This is a genomic window from Paenibacillus sp. PAMC21692, assembly GCF_014303795.1.
Classification (GTDB): domain Bacteria; phylum Bacillota; class Bacilli; order Paenibacillales; family Paenibacillaceae; genus Pristimantibacillus; species Pristimantibacillus agaridevorans.
Window position 1 is genome coordinate 1,311,443 of record NZ_CP060293.1, and the last position, 17,462, is coordinate 1,328,904.

General features: G+C 52.7%; 12 protein-coding genes. 11 read left to right on the forward strand and 1 reads right to left on the reverse strand.

From position 1 onward, the window contains the following. The first annotated feature begins 183 nt into the window (after window positions 1–183). The 5 genes from H7F31_RS05270 (at window position 184) to H7F31_RS05290 (ending at window position 10,076) form a co-directional block, all read left to right on the forward strand. Window positions 184–4,626 (forward strand): Ig-like domain-containing protein, encoded by a 4,443-nt coding sequence (locus tag H7F31_RS05270; RefSeq protein WP_187103315.1) that lies wholly within the window; start codon window positions 184–186, stop codon window positions 4,624–4,626. Window positions 4,627–4,803: 177 nt separating this feature from the next. Further along, window positions 4,804–7,527, forward strand: coding sequence for a stalk domain-containing protein (locus H7F31_RS05275; protein ID WP_261800312.1), 2,724 nt, complete (start codon window positions 4,804–4,806; stop codon window positions 7,525–7,527). A 116-nt stretch (window positions 7,528–7,643) separates the two neighbouring features. Continuing rightward, window positions 7,644–8,831, forward strand: coding sequence for a sensor histidine kinase (locus H7F31_RS05280; protein WP_108994399.1), 1,188 nt, complete (start codon window positions 7,644–7,646; stop codon window positions 8,829–8,831). Continuing rightward, entirely contained in the window at window positions 8,812–9,537 is a 726-nt protein-coding gene (locus H7F31_RS05285) for a response regulator transcription factor (protein ID WP_187103316.1), read from the forward strand. Before H7F31_RS05280 ends, H7F31_RS05285 begins: the two co-directional genes overlap by 20 nt. A gap of 95 nt (window positions 9,538–9,632) precedes the next feature. Further along, entirely contained in the window at window positions 9,633–10,076 is a 444-nt protein-coding gene (locus H7F31_RS05290) for a DUF488 family protein, N3 subclade (protein ID WP_187103317.1), read from the forward strand. A gap of 89 nt (window positions 10,077–10,165) precedes the next feature. On the opposite strand, the gene H7F31_RS05295 is transcribed toward H7F31_RS05290, so the two are convergent. Next, the gene (locus H7F31_RS05295; protein WP_187103318.1) at window positions 10,166–11,440 is read right to left on the reverse strand and encodes an LPXTG cell wall anchor domain-containing protein; all 1,275 of its coding nucleotides are present in this window, start codon (window positions 11,438–11,440) and stop codon (window positions 10,166–10,168) included. A 346-nt stretch (window positions 11,441–11,786) separates the two neighbouring features. Here H7F31_RS05295 and H7F31_RS05300 point away from each other — a divergent pair, with 346 nt between their 5' ends. From H7F31_RS05300 to H7F31_RS05325, 6 genes are all read left to right on the forward strand, one after another. After that, window positions 11,787–12,245, forward strand: a complete 459-nt coding sequence (locus H7F31_RS05300) for a hypothetical protein (RefSeq protein ID WP_187103319.1) — start codon at window positions 11,787–11,789, stop codon at window positions 12,243–12,245. A 186-nt stretch (window positions 12,246–12,431) separates the two neighbouring features. Then, window positions 12,432–15,152 (forward strand): ATP-dependent helicase ComFA, encoded by a 2,721-nt coding sequence (locus H7F31_RS34135; RefSeq protein WP_261800313.1) that lies wholly within the window; start codon window positions 12,432–12,434, stop codon window positions 15,150–15,152. Further along, window positions 15,149–15,979 (forward strand): ComFC family protein, encoded by an 831-nt coding sequence (locus H7F31_RS05310; protein ID WP_187103320.1) that lies wholly within the window; start codon window positions 15,149–15,151, stop codon window positions 15,977–15,979. Before H7F31_RS34135 ends, H7F31_RS05310 begins: the two co-directional genes overlap by 4 nt. A gap of 127 nt (window positions 15,980–16,106) precedes the next feature. Continuing rightward, window positions 16,107–16,529 (forward strand): TIGR03826 family flagellar region protein, encoded by a 423-nt coding sequence (locus H7F31_RS05315; RefSeq protein WP_187103321.1) that lies wholly within the window; start codon window positions 16,107–16,109, stop codon window positions 16,527–16,529. 97 nt (window positions 16,530–16,626) lie between these two features. Continuing rightward, entirely contained in the window at window positions 16,627–16,893 is a 267-nt protein-coding gene (gene flgM / locus H7F31_RS05320) for a flagellar biosynthesis anti-sigma factor FlgM (protein ID WP_187103322.1), read from the forward strand. A 49-nt stretch (window positions 16,894–16,942) separates the two neighbouring features. After that, on the forward strand, window positions 16,943–17,446 hold the full coding sequence (locus H7F31_RS05325; protein ID WP_261800314.1) for a flagellar protein FlgN: 504 nt from the start codon (window positions 16,943–16,945) through the stop codon (window positions 17,444–17,446). Window positions 17,447–17,462 lie beyond the last annotated feature (16 nt).

Genomic DNA, 17,462 nt, shown 5'->3' on the forward strand with positions numbered 1-17,462 from the left:
TCAAGCAAGATGCAAGCCAGCAGTTCTTCTTCATTCCTTCATCATTGATCGCAACCTTAACGTCGTTGCTACCGTTATGTTCCATGACGGAGTACGGCGTTTTTTGTCGTTAGCCTAAATTATTGGGGCGCAAAAGCCGACAAATAGGGTACGAGCGTAAAGCCTAAGGAGTGAATATCGATTATGAAAGTAACCCGCAAGCTGTCTATACTACTTGCCATTGCCTTGCTTCTGCAGATCGGCTTGCCTGCTGCAGGATGGACTCTGAACCAGAGCGCCGTGACGGCGGCACCAGCCGGACCGGTAGCCGTTAGTTTATCGCCCGCCGATAATTTGACCGGAGTGCCGTTAGGCGCCAATCTGATCCTGACCTTCGACGAAGCCGTCCGGGCAGGGGCCTCGACCTCATACATATCTATATACAAATCGTCCAATAACAGCCTGGTGGAAGCGATCAGCGCCACTTCCGGGCAAGTGAGCATCAACTCCAATACGGTAACAATCAATCCAACGCTCGCCTCGACGAATTACAAGTTCGAGCTGAATACGGAATATTATGTGATGATTGATGCCGGAGCATTCCTCAACGTGTCGAACGGAGCAGCTTATTCGGGCATTCAGAACGCGACTCGCTGGAACTTCCGCACCGTTGTGACGGAAGATACAGTGAGGCCGACATACGTATCTCGCACGCCGGAGGGCGGTACTCACGCCATTACGACCTCGCTCTCCATCACATTCAGTGAGCCGGTCTATGCCGCTTCGGGCAACATCGTCCTGAGTTCGACAGATGATATGCGATATATTCCGGTCACGGCAAGCAGCGTGACGGGCAGCGGCACCAATACGATTTCCATCATCCCAGACGGAGCTCTCATGCCAAGCACTACCTATACGGTGACGGTTGCAGGCGACAACTTCGAGGATTCATCCGGCAACACGTTTGCCGGCATGTCCTGGTCGTTCACGACAGCAGCGGCTCCTGTCAATCTGTCTTCGGCGGATCCGTTGCAACCTGCCGACAACGCCATTTTGGTACCGATCGACAGCAATCTAACGATACGTTTTGATCAGGCGGTACAAAGAAGCGCCGGCAAATCTATCGAGATCCGCCGAGTTAGCGACAATGCGGTCGTGGAAACTATCGCGGCTAACTCCTCGAGGGTGACGCTCAGCGAAGGAAACACCGTCGCGACGATCGATCCCGTTTCTAACCTCGCCTCGAGCACGGCTTATTATGTCATTATCGAGCCAGGCGCGTTTACGAGACCAGCACCGAATACGTCGGATTGGTTCTACGGCATCTCCGCGGCGACGATCTGGAACTTTACGACCGGTTATGGCAACGATATTACGCCTCCAGGTCTCACCGGCGTTACGCCGACCTTCGGGGGTACAGCCAGCGGCACCAATACGCTGCTGACCCTAACCTTCAACGAAGAGGTATACCCGAATACGGGCAATATCGAAATTCGCCAGTATAACGGAGGGACGTTGTTCCGTTCAATCCCTATTACGTCGCCGCGCGTAACGGGCGGCGGTACAAAGCAAATTACGGTAGATCCAAACAAATATATTTCATCTTCCGATCCGGCGAAGTCGTTCGTCAACAACACCCGTTATTACGTCACGATAGGCAATCGCGCGATTAGAGACGGCGCAGGCAACTTCTACGCCGGCATCTCGAGCACAACGGGCTGGACCTTTATGGTTACGCAGGACGGTACGCGTCCGATGCTGAGTACCTTGACGCCGGCGAATGGGGCTGCCGCCGTTCCGGTCCAATCGCAATTTGCAGCTTTATTCGACAAGCCGGTGATGACCGGACCAGGGGCCATTACTTTCAATCCGACGAGCTCAAGCGGCTCGGCTGTTTCCGTCACGGGATCCTTTAGCGTAGATCCCGCCAATAACAAAAGGATTTTGATAACGCCTAGCCAACCGCTCGCGGCTAACACGAACTACTATGTCAATATCGAAGAGAATGCCGTGCTCGATCTTGTCGGCAACTCTTTTGTCGGAATTCTCAATACGTATCAGTGGACGTTCCAGACGATAGGCGGAGATACGACGCCGCCGACGATCACGAGATCGGAAGTGAGCGGCTCCATCATTCGCTTGATCTATAATGAGCCGCTTAAAGCGGATCTGAAGCCTTCGCCAGCGAGTTATTACGTCACAGTCGCCGGCGCGCCGCGCAACGTCACTGCCGTGAAGGTAGAGGGCAATATCGTCACGCTGACACTTGCGAGCTCCGTAGGCAGCAATCAAAAGGTGGTACTGTCGTATACGAAGCCGGCTACCGGGCTAGTTCAAGACATGTCCGGCAATCAGGCGGCAACGATTACGAATCTGGAAGTGTCGAACGGCTCAACGGGCACCGTGCCTGTCGTGAGCAGCGGAACGGCCTACGGCAATACGGTAAATCTTAATTTTAGCGAGTCGCTTTTCTCGGTTAACACCTTTGCTTACACGCAGTTCACGGTAACGGTCGGCGGGGCCAGCTACAGTCCGACGGCGATCTGGCATAGCGGGAACATCATTCAGCTGACGGTCAACGCTTCCATAACGAGCAGTCAGCCCGTATACGTATCCTACACTCCGAACAGCTATCCATTACTCGGCGTGTCAGGCAATACGGTAAGTGCGTTCAGCAATTTTACGGTGAACGGAGGCAATTCGGGCGGCGGCGGTACCGTGGGAGATTATTTCGCGCCGACAGTCATGAACATTACGGCTAACGGAACGATGGTATCCATCAAATATAATGAACCGTTGAATTCCAGCACGGCGCCGACCATCTACCAATATAGCGTAACGGCCGACGGCAGCGCGAGAACGATCAGCAACGTTATTGTGGCAGGCGACACCGTATACTTGACGCTGACTTCGGGAGTGGCGACGACGCAGCAAATTCTGGTGTCCTATATCGCGACCAATGCGACGTTAAGAGACTATTCCGGCAACCCTGCGGCTTCGTTTACGAATATTACCGCTAACAACGGTACGGGGACGGGCACCGGACAGACAGGCGCGCTAAGGGGCGCCATCCTGAAAGGCCGGACGCTGACGTTAACCTTCAACGAGACGCTTAACCAGGTGTCTGTGCCTTCGAGCAGCACGTTCGTTGTTCGCATCAACAATCTCGTCAGAACGATCAGTACCGTGCAAGTAGCCGGATCAACTGTCATTCTGACATTGTCCTCTCCGGCTAATGTTGGAGAATCGGCAACCATATCGTATTTGCCGACAGGCGTGGGACTCGTGACGCTCGGCGGCCAGTCCGTGGCCAGCTTTACGAATGCCAACGTCGCGAACCAGACGACGCTGCTGGATAATCTGACCGGCGATTATGAAGCATCGGACGGCGGAGGCATCGCGATCAAGTATACAGGGGCGACAACAACGACTGACATTTCGCCGGCAGGCGTTTCCGCAAGCCGCTATACCGTGAGCAACGACAAATTTATAGCGGCTGTGACGACAGCGCGCAATGCGGGCCTGACAAGTCCGCGAATCGTGTTTAAGGTACCGGATCACGAACGGGCCGGTATTGCGGCGATCAGCCTGATCGCGCTAGAGATGGCGAGCAAGCAAGGCGGAGACGTGACGTTCGGAGTGGAGCATAAGGGCGCCACTTACGAGGTGCCGCTCAAGCTGCTGAACTTCGCCAAGCTGTCTTCTTCCGTTGGAGGCAATGGAGTATCCAGCCAACTGCTCATCACGATTGATCAGGGCGCTAATAACCAAACAACTGCTTTGTCCAAAGCGCTGAACTCGTCCAAAGCCCAAATCATTGAAGGTCCCGTTTATTATGAGACATTTGTAGTCAATGGAGCGACAAAGGTTGCTTTGACGGATTTCAACGGTTATGTAGGAAGATCGCTAAAAACGACGGCCAACATCATTGAAAGCCAGTCTGCTGCCGTCTGGTTGGATCCGGTAACAGGAACGCTCTCTTACGTTCCGACGATATTCAAGGAGGAGAGCGGCGGGACGAGAGCCATATTCAAACGCAAGGGCAACAGCTCTTACGCGCTCGTCAAGAATACGTCGAGCTTTAGCGATCTGAGCACGCATTGGGCGAAGGATACCGTGCAAATGATGGCTCGCAAATTTATTGTCGAAGGACATTCGACAACGAAATATGAGCCGGAAAAATCGATCACGCGCGGCGAATTCGCCACTTATATCGCCAAAGGACTCGGATTGACGGGGGATAGAACGGCAGCGGCCAAATTCTCGGACGTGAACAAGGACACGGTGATGGGAGCGTATATCGGAGCTGCATCCGCAGCCGGAATCGTCAACGGAGTCAGCGCCTCGTCGTTTAAACCGAACGCTCCTATAACTCGCCAGGACATGGCGACGATGATGATGCGCGCGGCGAAGGTGGCGGAGTTGAACGTAACGCTGCCAGGCAGCGTGGACTCGTATCTGCAGCCTTTCGGGGATCGGGGCGGCATCAGCTCTTACGCCAAGACGAATATGGCGCAAGCGATCTATCTCGGCATCATTAACGGCAAGTCGAGCACAAGGTTGAGTCCAACGACGAACGCTACCCGTGCCGAAGGCGCGGTCATGATTCAGCGTCTCCTGGAGAAAGCCGGCTTCTTGTCCACATAGAAATGTAAAACGGCAAGAATGGAATCCTTTGATTCCGTTCTTGCCGATTTTCTATAGAGTGGCGATTAACAATATTTTTCGATACATGGAGGATGATAAGAGTCTTTTATGCAAATGGGCGTAACTTTTCTATTAAACTTGTAGTCTATTATAAGTAGACAACAGAGGATGGGAGAGTTGCAAAATATAATGGGCAAGTTGAAGCAAGGCAAACACGGTCGGATGAAGAGAAGAGGGCATTTAGGGACTAAAGTGATTATCGTGGCGATGAGCGGCATCCTCATTGCAGGACCGGTCGCGTCTATAGCGCCGGAGGGACTGGGACAATGGCTGGCTCCACAAGCGAGCGCAGCGACGGCATCTCAGCTCAAGCTGAAGTCGCAATCGATTTTAACATCGGGCGCCAAGCGTCTGGATTATAGTTTTACTACAACAAGAAGCAATAAGAGCGTTAAGACTGACGTGCATGTGATCGAAGTCGATCTGACGAATCCATACGTGTCGCTGGACACGATCAGCGGGAAATCGGGAAGCGTCGGACAGCGGAACAACATTCTCAATATGACCAAAGAAAGCGGAGCCATCGGCGGTATTAACGGCGATGTTTTCATCATGTCGAATAGCGAAGGCGCGCCGCTCGGGGCACAGGTGCAAAATGGCGTATTGACTTCGACTCCTTCCAGATTGAGCGGCATGTACGCCTTCTCCCTTACGAAGGATCGTCAGCCCGTCATCGATTCGTATACCTTTACGGGGACGGTAACGGCATCGAACGGGAATACGTTTAATCTGGAGGGAATCAACAAGTCCGCTTATTTTGGCGAGACGGACGGGATCACATACAGCCATTCCAACATGATTTATATCTATACAAGCGCATGGGGCGGCGCGGAGCGTCCGAAGAATTCCGCGACCAAACCGACGGAAGCGCTGGTCATTGACGGTATCGTTACGGAAATTTCCGTTGAGACGGCCATAACGACCGCCATTCCGGAAAATGGCTATATTCTTCGCGCCGGTCAAGGCGATGCCGCCAAATTCATAAGAGAGAATCTCAAGGTAGGAGAAGCCGTAACGGCGGATTACGCCCTGAGGTCGAAAACGAAAGGCGTCAATGTTGAGCCGTCGACATTTTCCATGCTGATCGGCGGACATACTTTGCTGGTAGACAATGGAGCCGCTTCGGCGTTCTCGCGCGACATTGCAGGCGTCAGCGGCAATTCCTATACGTCTAGATCCGGCATCGGCTACTCCAAGGACGGCACGAAGGTCTATTTGATTACGGCGGAGAAGTCGGGAAGCAACACGGGACTTAGTCTGAAGGAGCTTCAGCAAGTAATGGTGCAGCTAGGCGTGCACAAGGGACTGAATCTCGACGGCGGCGGCTCCACGACGATGACGGAGCGTCCGCTGGGCAGCACTTCCGTACAGCTCGCCCATTCTACCCAGGAGAGCTCGCAGCGTGCGGTCTCCAACGGGATCGGCGTCTTTACGAACGCGCCGCAAGGCAGTCTTAAGGGCATGATGGTCAGGGGCTCTAACGTGATGCTGCTTGGCCAAAACGTGACGTATGGGGTAAGCGCCTATGATACGTATTACAACCCGATGAGCGTTGATGCATCCGCGCAAACCTGGACTTCGTCCGCTGCCATAGGTACGTTTAGCGGCAATGTGTTTACCGCGACGAAGATCGGCAAGACGCAGCTCACGGTCAAGTCGGGCGATGTGACGGCTAACTATGATGTAGAGGTTATCGGACAGGAGCAGATCGCTTCGATGAAGATCAACGCTTCCGCAGGCATGTTGTCGCCGGGCTCGACGCTTCAGGTGCCGATCACGGTCAAGCTGAAGAACGGCAGCACCTATAATTTGACAGGAGACTCGTTCGTGTGGGAGTTCATCGGCTTCGATGGCGAATACAAAAATGGAGCGATCTCGGTGGGTGAATTAGAGAAGGATGCGACGACAGGTTATGCGATTGCCCGTTACGACGGATATGGCACGACGGTTCCTTTCGTGAAAGGCGAGCAAGCGTCGGTTATTGAAGACTTCGAGACGGCCCGCTATGCCATTACTTCTCAGGTTACGCCAGCTGAAACAACGAAGGGTACGGTTAAGATCGTGACCGATCTGCCTGAGCAGAAGAGCGGCAAAGCGCTGCAAATCGGCTATGATTTTACGCAAGGAACGGGTACAAGAGCCTCCTATGCGGTGCTTGGCAACGGACTGACATTATCCGGTTCGCCGTCCTCATTGACGATGGACGTCTATAGCGATACGAGCAATAACTGGGTGCGCGCCGAAATCGTAGACGCTGCGGGCAAGACGCATCTGCTCGACGTTGCGAAGGAATTGAACTGGACGGGCTGGAAAAACGTGAAGGTCGATCTTGCCGGAGTGGCGTTCCCGGCCAAGTTGAAGCGCATCTATGTTGTGACGTTGGGACAAGCTGATGTCGAGAAGCTTCCCGTAGGCTCTATTGCCATCGATAACTTGACGCTTCGTACGGCGACCGCCGTGAAGGAACCGGCTCGCGCTTCGATCGTGATGACGGCTGGCAGCACGAAGGCGACTGTCAATGGCAAGGCCTTGACGCTGGAGGCGGCGCCTCTGATTCAGCAGGGCTCCACCTACGTGCCGCTGAGGTTCGTGACCGAAGCCATGGGGGCAGAGGTCCTGTATGACGACAAGACAAGAAGAGTGACCGTTCTAAGGGGATCGCAAATGCTGGAGATGACGATCGGCAAGAAGGACTATACGCTTAACGGCGTTCGTTATACTTCAGATGTAGCGCCATTTACGAAGAACGGCAGAACGCTGATTCCGATCCGATTATTCTCGGAGAAGCTCGGTTTCAAGGTGAAATATGAGGATAAATTAAGACAGATTACGATAGATTAGGCTGGACGCCATAGGGCTAAAGTGTGGTATGATGTAAAGGAATATCCTATAAAACCGTGTTCCCGGTCAGGATCTTCGGAACAACCTCTATAGGAATAAGGGAGTGCCAGGCTGCCGTGGATCACCTGACCGTTGACATTAATAGAGTTATTGCAAATGCCATCAAGGTGATGGAAGACAGCAAGTACCAAATATATGAAATCTGCGAATCGGCCCGTTCCGAGCTCGAAGCGCTGGAGCAGGAGCTGGAGCAAGTGCTCCAGGAGACGATTCGCACCATCGATAAGGTTGACAAGCTTGAGCAGGAATACCGGCTGGCCCGGATCAGGCTCACGGAGGTCAGCCGCGATTTCGTGCGATATAAGGAAGAGGATATTAAATCCGCTTACGAGAAGGCCACTCAGATTCAGCTGGATCTGATGGTCTATCGCGAGAAGGAGAACTATCTGAAGTCCCGCCGCGACGATTTGCAGAAGCGGGTTCGCAATGTGGAGAAGTCGGTGGAACGAGCGGAAATGATCGCTTCACAGATGAATGTCGTGCTGGAGTATCTGACCGGCGACCTGAATCAGGTGACGAGAATCATGGAGTCCGCCAAGACAAGACAGTTGCTGGGACTCAAGATTATTCTGGCACAGGAGGAAGAACGCAAGCGAATCGCGAGAGAAATTCATGACGGCCCTGCGCAGTCGCTCGCGAATATCGTGTTGCGCACCGAGATTGCGGAACGTATGCTGATCAAAGGTCAATTCGAGCTGGTACAGAACGAACTGGTCGATCTGAAGGGACAAGTCCGCTCCGGTCTGGAGGAAATTCGCAAGATCATCTTTAATCTTCGGCCGATGGCGCTCGACGATCTTGGACTGATCCCGACGCTCAGGAAGTTCACCCAGGACTTCGAGGAGAAGGCCAGGGTCCATACCAAGTTCGAGCTTTCCGGCAAGGAAATCAGACTTCCATCAGCTATGGAGGCAGCCATTTACCGCATGGTCCAGGAGGCTTTTTCGAACGTGCTCAAGCATGCAGGCGCTTCACACGTTTCCCTCGAAATAAGCTTTCATCCCCAGATTATTACGCTTACCATACAGGACAACGGAGTAGGTTTCCGAGTTGAAAGCATCAACCAGCCGCCCAAGCGCAATGCGCATTTTGGCCTAATAGGCATGAGGGAGCGGGTTGAGTTGATCGAAGGAAGGATTGATATAGACTCAAATCCGGGACAAGGCACGAAGATTGTAATAGATATTCCTACGACTTCCGAACATAGAAAGGAGATTGAGACTAATGAATCAGACCACGTCTAACGGCCACAAGATCAAAATATTGTTGGCTGACGATCATCAGCTGTTCCGCGAAGGATTGAAACGCATTCTCAATATGGAAAACGATATCGAGGTTATCGGTGAATGCGGAGACGGTATTCAGGTTATGGAGTTCTGCAATCACACCATACCGGAGATCGTTCTCATGGACATTAATATGCCCATCGAGACGGGTGTTGTAACCACCGAACGGCTTAAGTCGATGTTTCCGGATGTAAAGGTCATTATTTTATCCATTCATGACGATGAAAGCTACGTGTTCGAAACCCTTCGCAAGGGCGCGACGGGTTACTTGCTCAAGGATATGGAGGCGGAGTCGCTTATTAATGCGATTCGTTCCGTACAACAAGGCTATTCTTATATCCATCCCAAAGTCACGGGCAAGCTCATCAACCAGCTGCGCCGGATGACCTACCTGGACGAGATGGGCGTTGCGACCGGCGCTGCGGCCGCCAAGGAAGCAGGCGTGAAGTATCACGCTTCCGAAGAGAGTCCGCTTACTCGCCGCGAGGCGGAAGTGCTTCGTCTGATGGCGGAAGGCAAGAGCAACAAGATGATCGGGGAGTTCCTCTTCATCAGCGAGAAGACCGTTAAGAATCACGTCAGCAGCATCCTTCAGAAGATGGAAGTCGACGACCGTACGCAAGCGGTTATCAACTCGATCAAGTTCGGATGGGTGACGTTGTAAAATTCGATGGATAGTGAGAAGAGCTTGGAAGCTGCGAGGGTGCAGATTTCGGGGCTCTTTTTTGCATTATCGATGGTATAAGGCGGTGCATTTGATTGAATAACAAGTATCTAAATCCTCCAGGGAAATTATATACCTGCAATGCAAGCGGGTTGCATAAGGTGAATTTCGAGGCTGATCGTTTGCTTATTACGCGGGCTGGCAATGAAATTAGGGATACAGAGACCGTTCGGGATCTCTCTCCCTCGCCTGATTTATTTCGTACGGCTCTGCAAGAATGGAAAAATAAGCTGGACGAAGAGGAATGGTGGCCCCTATATGAAAAAAGGTTCTTGAAAGAACTTGAATGGGAAACCAGAGTAAAGGCTTTGCGAGAAGTATATAAGCGGTTAATTGCCGGCAAGAATGTAGTCCTTATTTGTTTTTGTCCAGATCATCGGTATTGTCATCGTAAGCTGGTAGGGGAGTTTTTCAACAAGTATGGCGTCGAGGTTCAAGAGTTAAATCCAATTAAAGTGGAACAAATTAAATTGTTTTAGGGGCTGCTCGTATCGGGAACGAGCCGGCAAAGATGAATGAAAAGAGAAGCAGCACGGCCCAGGGAGGCCGTGCTGTTTTCGTTCTGGAATTATTTGGAGTTGCGTTGACGTTGTCTGAGTGTCAGCAAGCCGGAAGCAAGGACGAAGCTTCCCAGCAAATAGTAGGGCATACGACTTGTATCGCCAGTCTTGGGCAGCGTATCTATCGGAGGCAGGTTCTCATCTATCGCTTGATCAACCTTCTCGTCAGGCCCTCCTCTAGGAATCTCCTCCTCTTCGACGGTAATGATCGTCTCAGTTGGCTCTGGCGATTCTGGCGGAGTCTCCGATGGTGCTGATGGTGATACTGATGGAGTCACAGCCGGTGTTTGTGCTGGAGTGACAACAGGTGTCTGGACTGGGGTCTCGACAGGCGTTTGAACAGGAGTCTCGACAGGCGTTTGAACAGGAGTCTCGACAGGCGTTTGAACAGGAGTCTCGACAGGCGTTTGAACAGGAGTCTCGACAGGCGTTTGAACAGGAGTCTCGACAGGCGTTTGAACAGGAGTCTCGACAGGTGTCTGAACCGGAGTTTCGACAGGTGTCTGGACCGGAGTCTCGACAGGTGTCTGAACCGGAGTTTCGACAGGTGTCTGAACCGGAGTCTCGACAGGTGTCTGAACTGGAGTCTCGACAGGTGTTTGAACCGGAGTCTCGACAGGTGTCTGGACCGGAGTCTCGACAGGTGTCTGGACTGGAGTCTCGACAGGTGTCTGAACCGGAGTCTCGACAGGTGTTTGAACTGGAGTCTCGACAGGTGTCTGGACTGGAGTCTCGACAGGCGTCTGGACCGGAGTCTCAACCGGCGTTGGCGACGGAGTCGGACTAGGCGTCGTACATCCGGTGGCCGATTGGAACGCATATTTGAGCAGGTAAAAATGTCCGGTTCCAGGCTGCAGATGCTCCTGAACAGGACCCAAGTAGAGGTCAAGCTGCGAAGGACCGCACTGAGGCAAGTCGATCGTGAGTTCATATTTGCCCGGCGAATCTGCCTTTAGCGTATGAGAAGAGAACAATACTTGGTCTTCGTAAGGCAACGGCGAGCTGTCATACTTATAGTCGGAGAACGTAATTTCAACGCAGTCCATCTTCGTTTCGAAGTAGGCTGTCGCTGTCCCGTTGTTATTGATGACGATCTGGATCCCTTCTCGATCGACGGCATTGATGTTTTTGGTATAGGTCTGACAGATTGGGGCAGGTACGGGAGCGGGGAACGTATCGTTGGCGGAGTTGCCGCCTTCCGCCCAAACAATGGAACTTAACGGAAATGATACAATTAGTATCATTGATAATAAAAAAGCAAGTCGTTTCTTAACGGTTGACATGCTTTCACTCTCCTTCTATCAGTAACTGCGGCTCTCCTCCGACATCCTGCAAGGCGGTGCTAGTCGTTTCCCAACGCAATACGCTGTCCAAGTCTCCGGATGACTTCGGTAGCATAGGGCATGACATGGAATGCCGAATAGTCATTTGAATATATGCATAGGGCTTGTACAAAAATGATAACATATTATGAATATACGGCAAGGGTGTTATTTTGGGGGATGTTGGGGACTGGACCGAAATGATTGTCGAAATATGTGAGCGGATGCACATTATAGCTTCTTGTCCTGTTCTGCCGTAACCGATGGGCTCCTCTCGGCATATAGTGGCATAGAGGAGGTGGCTGATATGTTAGAGCTTCTGCTTCTGGTCATCGGTTGTTATGCGACTGCAGCGCTTCTGGTGCATCTGGCATTCAGGTTCGGAGGGGAGCGCGAGAAACTGCGCAGACATTATGTGCTGATCGCGGACGGGCGGCAGCCTCATATGGAATGGTATTTGCGATCCATACATTCTTTCTCGAGTTGGACGGGGAGTGACATACGGTTGACCGTTCTTGATCGCGGTTTGACAGACGAGTCGAAAGCGATCGTAGATCGGTGGAATCGCGAAAGCCATTTGGTAGAGATGTTGAGGACGGATACGGGCGAGTCTGGCGTTACTGACGGCAAGAGTTATTCATCAAGCGGGGATGGAGCGGTTCATCTGCTATGGCTCCTTCAATCGAGGGGAATCGTATCCGAAAGGGATTATCCTGTATTGGTAGATTTACAAAATCCGGAAGACTTGTCTAAGATGCCTTTTTAGCTTATAATCGCCTTATATACCACAACGAAATGTAAAATGTTAGAATCCAAGTGAAGCACACTTGATTAATGCCGGCTAACGGCTTAATCGGTGTGCTTTTTTGTCGTGGACTTGAAGGGACGCAAGGAGACAGACGCCGTACGAGATTAAAAAAACAGAGCAGTTACCAAAAAAGGGGGAACGCAGTTGAAAGCATATGTGTATTTGTTGAAGCAAAATGAAGAATGGACAGCTTGGATGACTCTGTCGCCCGAGGTGGATTACGCTTATTGGTTCGGAAGAGGGAGCGCCTGGCAAGAGGCGGATTGCGCTTGGTACTGGCAGGAACCGATGCCTCTCGGTCAGGCGGCCGAAGCGGTGCGGCTGTGGAGGGGAAGAGGCCAGCGCGGAAGCAGAACGTTGCTTGCGAAACAGGGATGGGCAGCCCTGTGGGATCAGGGGGAGACCAAGGAGTCTGTGGGGCAGGCAAAAAGTGCAGGAAAGGCTGATAGCCGCAGCAGGAAGCAGGGGAGAGCTCCTAGCGAAGCGGAGGCTGTCGGAAGGATGTCGCGACTCATAGATGAAATCCGGACAGCAGACTCGGGTAGGCGAAGAAGCTGGCTGTTCGATTGGAGAAAAGGAGCGGTGGCGGAGCGTTATGAAGGCGGCGGATTGTATGGGGGGAATGAGAGTAGAACGAATGAAGGGGAGTGTGGGTATGACGAGGGTCGGCCTGGAATGGAAACGCATGGAGGGCAAGAAGGAGTAAGAGATACGCGACTGCAAGGTAAAGATGGGGGCGGCATTGGAGATATTCGGAAAGCTGCTGCGATAGCAGGTAATGGTGGCGGCGGCATTGGGGAAGTGCAGCAAGTTACAGCGTTAGCAAGAAACGGTGGCGAACGAAGTTATGAAGGTGAGCGCGTCAATAGTAAGGGACGGCGCAGAAGTGTGGTGCGCTGGAGCGCAGGTGACGGGCGGCAAGTTATGGATGCCGACCGGTGGAGTCATGTGGCGGCAATCGCGAAGCTTGCCGCCGGGCTCTTGCAGGGACGCGCGCTGCTAAGCGTGGAAGCGCGCGCCCTGCTCGCCAGTGCAGCCGTGCCCGGCGCCGAGGCCAACTGGAGCGAAGCGATCCAGTTGGCTGCGCTGCTCGGGCAGGTGCGCCTGAGCGGATCGGTCGCTGCCCCCGAGGGCAAGCGGGCGGACGCCCGGCGCCGACTCCGCTGCATGCGTTGCGGCAGCGGGGAGGCGCATCTGCGGCGCGCGCCATGCATGTCCTGCGGGCGCGAATGCGCATATTGCGAGGCCTGCATTCTGATGGGCCGGAGCCGGGAGTGCGAGCTGCTCATTCGGGGCATGTACGACTCGCCCGTATGGAAGGAACAAGGGCTTGGCAGATGGAAGGCGCTCCGTCGGCAGCCGATGCCGGAACGACTTGGCAAGTGGGGACTAAGTCCGGCGCAGCGGGAGGCTACGGCGAAGGCGCTGCATTTTCTCGAAGAGCGCCCCGTTGAAGAGAGAGTGAAAGACACTCGTGTACCACGCCTTAGTAATACTCTTGGCAGAGCGATCACGCGATTAATGCCGTCTGGCCGCTCTCGGAAATCTGGTGCAAGTGACATGGACCAGCAACCCGGAGATGACGAATCGGATACGCGTCCCCTAAGCGGGAATCAGGAGCAGAGGATACGAACCGCGATCGAGGACCGCTATAACTATTCAGGTTCGCGCAAGGGGGAGGGCGAAAGAACAAGCAAGGGAACAAGCAACGGCATTAGCAAGGGAACAAGCAGCAGTACAAGCAAAGCAACAAGCAAGGTATATGAGAGTAAGCTGCATGTCGTAGAAGCGGAGGCGTCTAGTCCGCGGAGCTCCGTTCTGGAGGAGGACAAACCCTCACCCGATCGCAGCTTCCTTATTTGGGCGGTGACAGGAGCGGGTAAAACGGAGATGGTCTTTCCGTTAGTCGAGTCCATCATAAGCAGAGGGGGGCGCGCCTTGATTGCCTCTCCGCGCAGGGATGTCGTCTTGGAGTTGGATCCCCGGATACGGAAAGCCTTCCCTGCATCGAATGTTGTGACGCTTTACGGAGGGAGCGAACAACGTTGGGACAGGGGGGAAATCACGTTGTCGACGACGCATCAGCTCATCCGATTTCACGAAGCATTCGATCTCGTCATCGTCGATGAAATTGATGCCTATCCATACCATGGAGATCCTATGTTGTATTTCGCGGCAGACAAAAGCCGCCTTCCCGGCGCGCCAAAGCTGCTGTTGTCGGCAACCCCTCCTCGGGAGCTTCAATATGAGGCCAAACAAGGCAGACTGGCGCATGCGCGAGTGCCCGTGAGATATCACCGACATCCGCTTCCCGTCCCCAAGCTGCTTCGTTCGCCAAGTGTTCGCCATTTGCTGGCAAAGGGGAGTGTGCCTGCCTCGCTCCTGCATGCCATCCGTCATTCTTTGGGGCGCGGGGCGCAGGTATTTCTTTTCGTACAGCGTATTAGCGAATCCGAGCCTATGGCTGCGCTGCTTCGCAAGCAGCTGCCGACTAACGAGATCGAAGCAACGTCCTCCAAGGATCCTGACCGCGCTAATAAAGTCATTCGCTTTCGCACCGCCGAGACACGATTGCTAGTGACGACAACCATTCTGGAGCGGGGAGTAACGGTTCCGAGGAGCGATGTTTTTATCCTTGATGCAGATGGCAAGTTATTTGATGAGGCGTCCCTTGTGCAGATGGCGGGGAGAGCCGGACGATCGGCAGATGATCCTGCAGGCAAGGTTTATTTTATCGGACCGGCCAGGACGGTCTCTCAGCTGCGGGCTGTTCGTCACATCAGGGGGATGAACCGTATCGCAGCTAAAAAAGGTTTCTTGTTCGAGGTTCGCCGTAGCGACAAGCTAGAGGGGAAGGGAACATGAGCTTTGTTCAGTGGCTCGCGGCATTAAAGAAGAGTTTGACCGGAGCGCCAAAGTTGGCGGATTGGTTGTCTGTCGGAGCGGACAACTGCCTCGTGTGCAATGGAATGATTCGCGGGGAATCGCAGCATGATAGAACCGGCAAAGGGCTGCTTTACTTGCGACAATCCCTATGTCATCGTTGCAGGGAGTCTATTCCATGGATAAATCGAGTGGAGTGCCCTCATTGCGGCCGGGGTATGTATTGCGAAGATTGTAAGCGCCAGCCGATTCGGCATTTCCGGTTGAATCGAAGTGCTGTTGCCTATGATGCCGTCATGAGGAGCTGGCTGGCGATGTACAAATATCGCGGACTGGAGCGGCTTGGACCTGCTCTGGCGGAGATGCTGTGCCCAGTATACGAACGACTAACCGAAGCGGCAGGCGGCCGATGGGACGCCATGACATATGTGCCAATAAGCGATACTAGAGCAGAGGAACGAGGATTTAATCAATCGGCCGCGATGGCCGAGTATGTCTCGAAGCGTTATGGCATTCCGTTGCATTCGCTGCTTAAGCGTACGCGGCATGCCGAGAAAATGAGCTTCAAGACGCGAACGCAGCGTCTAAGGGATGTTCAGGGGTTATTCGCGCCGAGGGAAGCGGGTTTTCAAGAGCTTAGGGCCAATCACCCCCTCCATGCTGGAGAAAATGCCATGAATATATTGCTTGTAGATGATATTTTTACGACAGGGAGTACTGCGGACGCTTGCTCCAAGGCGCTCCAAGCGGGAGCCCGGTTACTGGATACAGAGGCATGCATCTATGTGCTGACGTGGGCGCGATCCTAGAATCATCCTGTGCTGAAGTGGTGAATGGACGTAACGCAATCGCAATCATTTTGCTAATGAAATAAGCCTCGAATTCCGTTAAACTATAGTAAGAGCTGGTTTTTACGGACAAGGAGGTCGTTTAGTTATGAATTTGGATAATTGTCCTCGCTGTGGCAAGCTATTTGCCAAAAACTTCAGAGATGTTTGCCCGGTCTGCATTCGGGACATTGATAGAGAGTACCAGTTGTGCGCAGATTATCTGAGAGAGTTTAAAGGCGCGATGATTGGGGAGTTGTCGGACCAGACCGGCGTCTCCATCAAACAAATTACGAAGTTCATCCGAGAGGGACGTATTTCGATGGTAAACGCGCCGAATCTGTCGTACCCATGCGAATCTTGCGGTACGTTGATCCGCGAGAACCATATCTGTGACAGCTGCCGCGCCCGTCTTGTTAAGGACACGAACCAGATGAGACGGAATGAAGCGAGCAAGGCAAACACCGAAGAGGAGAGGCGTGCTGCCGAACGGGCTTTGTATCGCGGCCTATCCAAGTATAAGGACAGATAAATCAACAATACTATTAAATAAAGCTTGACTAAAGCCGATAATACTTGCATAAGGTATTCGGCTTTTTTAGTTCCCGTAAATGAATGAGGTGGATAAATTGAAGATAAACGAGACCAATCGCATAGGCGGCACGAATCCATACCAGAAACAGTCGGAATTCAGGGCGGAGGGCGCCAAGAAGGCCAAACAAAAGGACGAAGTGCAAATTTCGGCCGCAGCCAAGGAGATGCTGACGACGAGCAAAGTGAACGGCACGGAGCGAGCAGATAAACTCCAACAATTGAAGCAATCGGTCGCATCCGGGACATACCATGTAGATGCGGGCAAGATCGCGGAGAAGTTACTTCCCTACCTGAGACAGTAAGGCAAGGTGCGCTAAGTAATGAAACTCCATAGAAGGAACGGGTGATAAAGTGTCCGCATTCCGCGAACTCATTGAAACGTTAGGGAGTATGCTTGAACTTTACAAAGCACTCAACAGCATTGCCATAAGGAAGAAAGACCAGATTATTCATAATAACATCCAAGAATTAACGGCTTCACAGTTACAGGAGTCAAAGCTGCTCAAGCTGTTAGCGGAATGCGAGCCCAATGCCCGTTCGGCCATGATCAAAGTTCAGCGAGACTTAGGCGTACGGCCCAAGCTGAAAATAACGCTTACCGAAATCGGGAAAATGATCTATAATCCATCGGATCGGCAAGAGTTGACCAGGTACAGGGAAGAACTAACACAAGTGTTAAATGATCTTCGGTCACGAAATGAGCTGAACCAGCAGTTGCTTCAACAAGCTATGGAATACAACGAATTCTCGCTCGATGTCATGTTCGGAGCTCCCGATGAGGAGGTTGTTTACAAAAAACCTACTTTACAGCCGCAGGGCCAGAGGAGAACGGGGAAATTCGATATTAGAAGTTAAAGAAAGCGAAACGGGA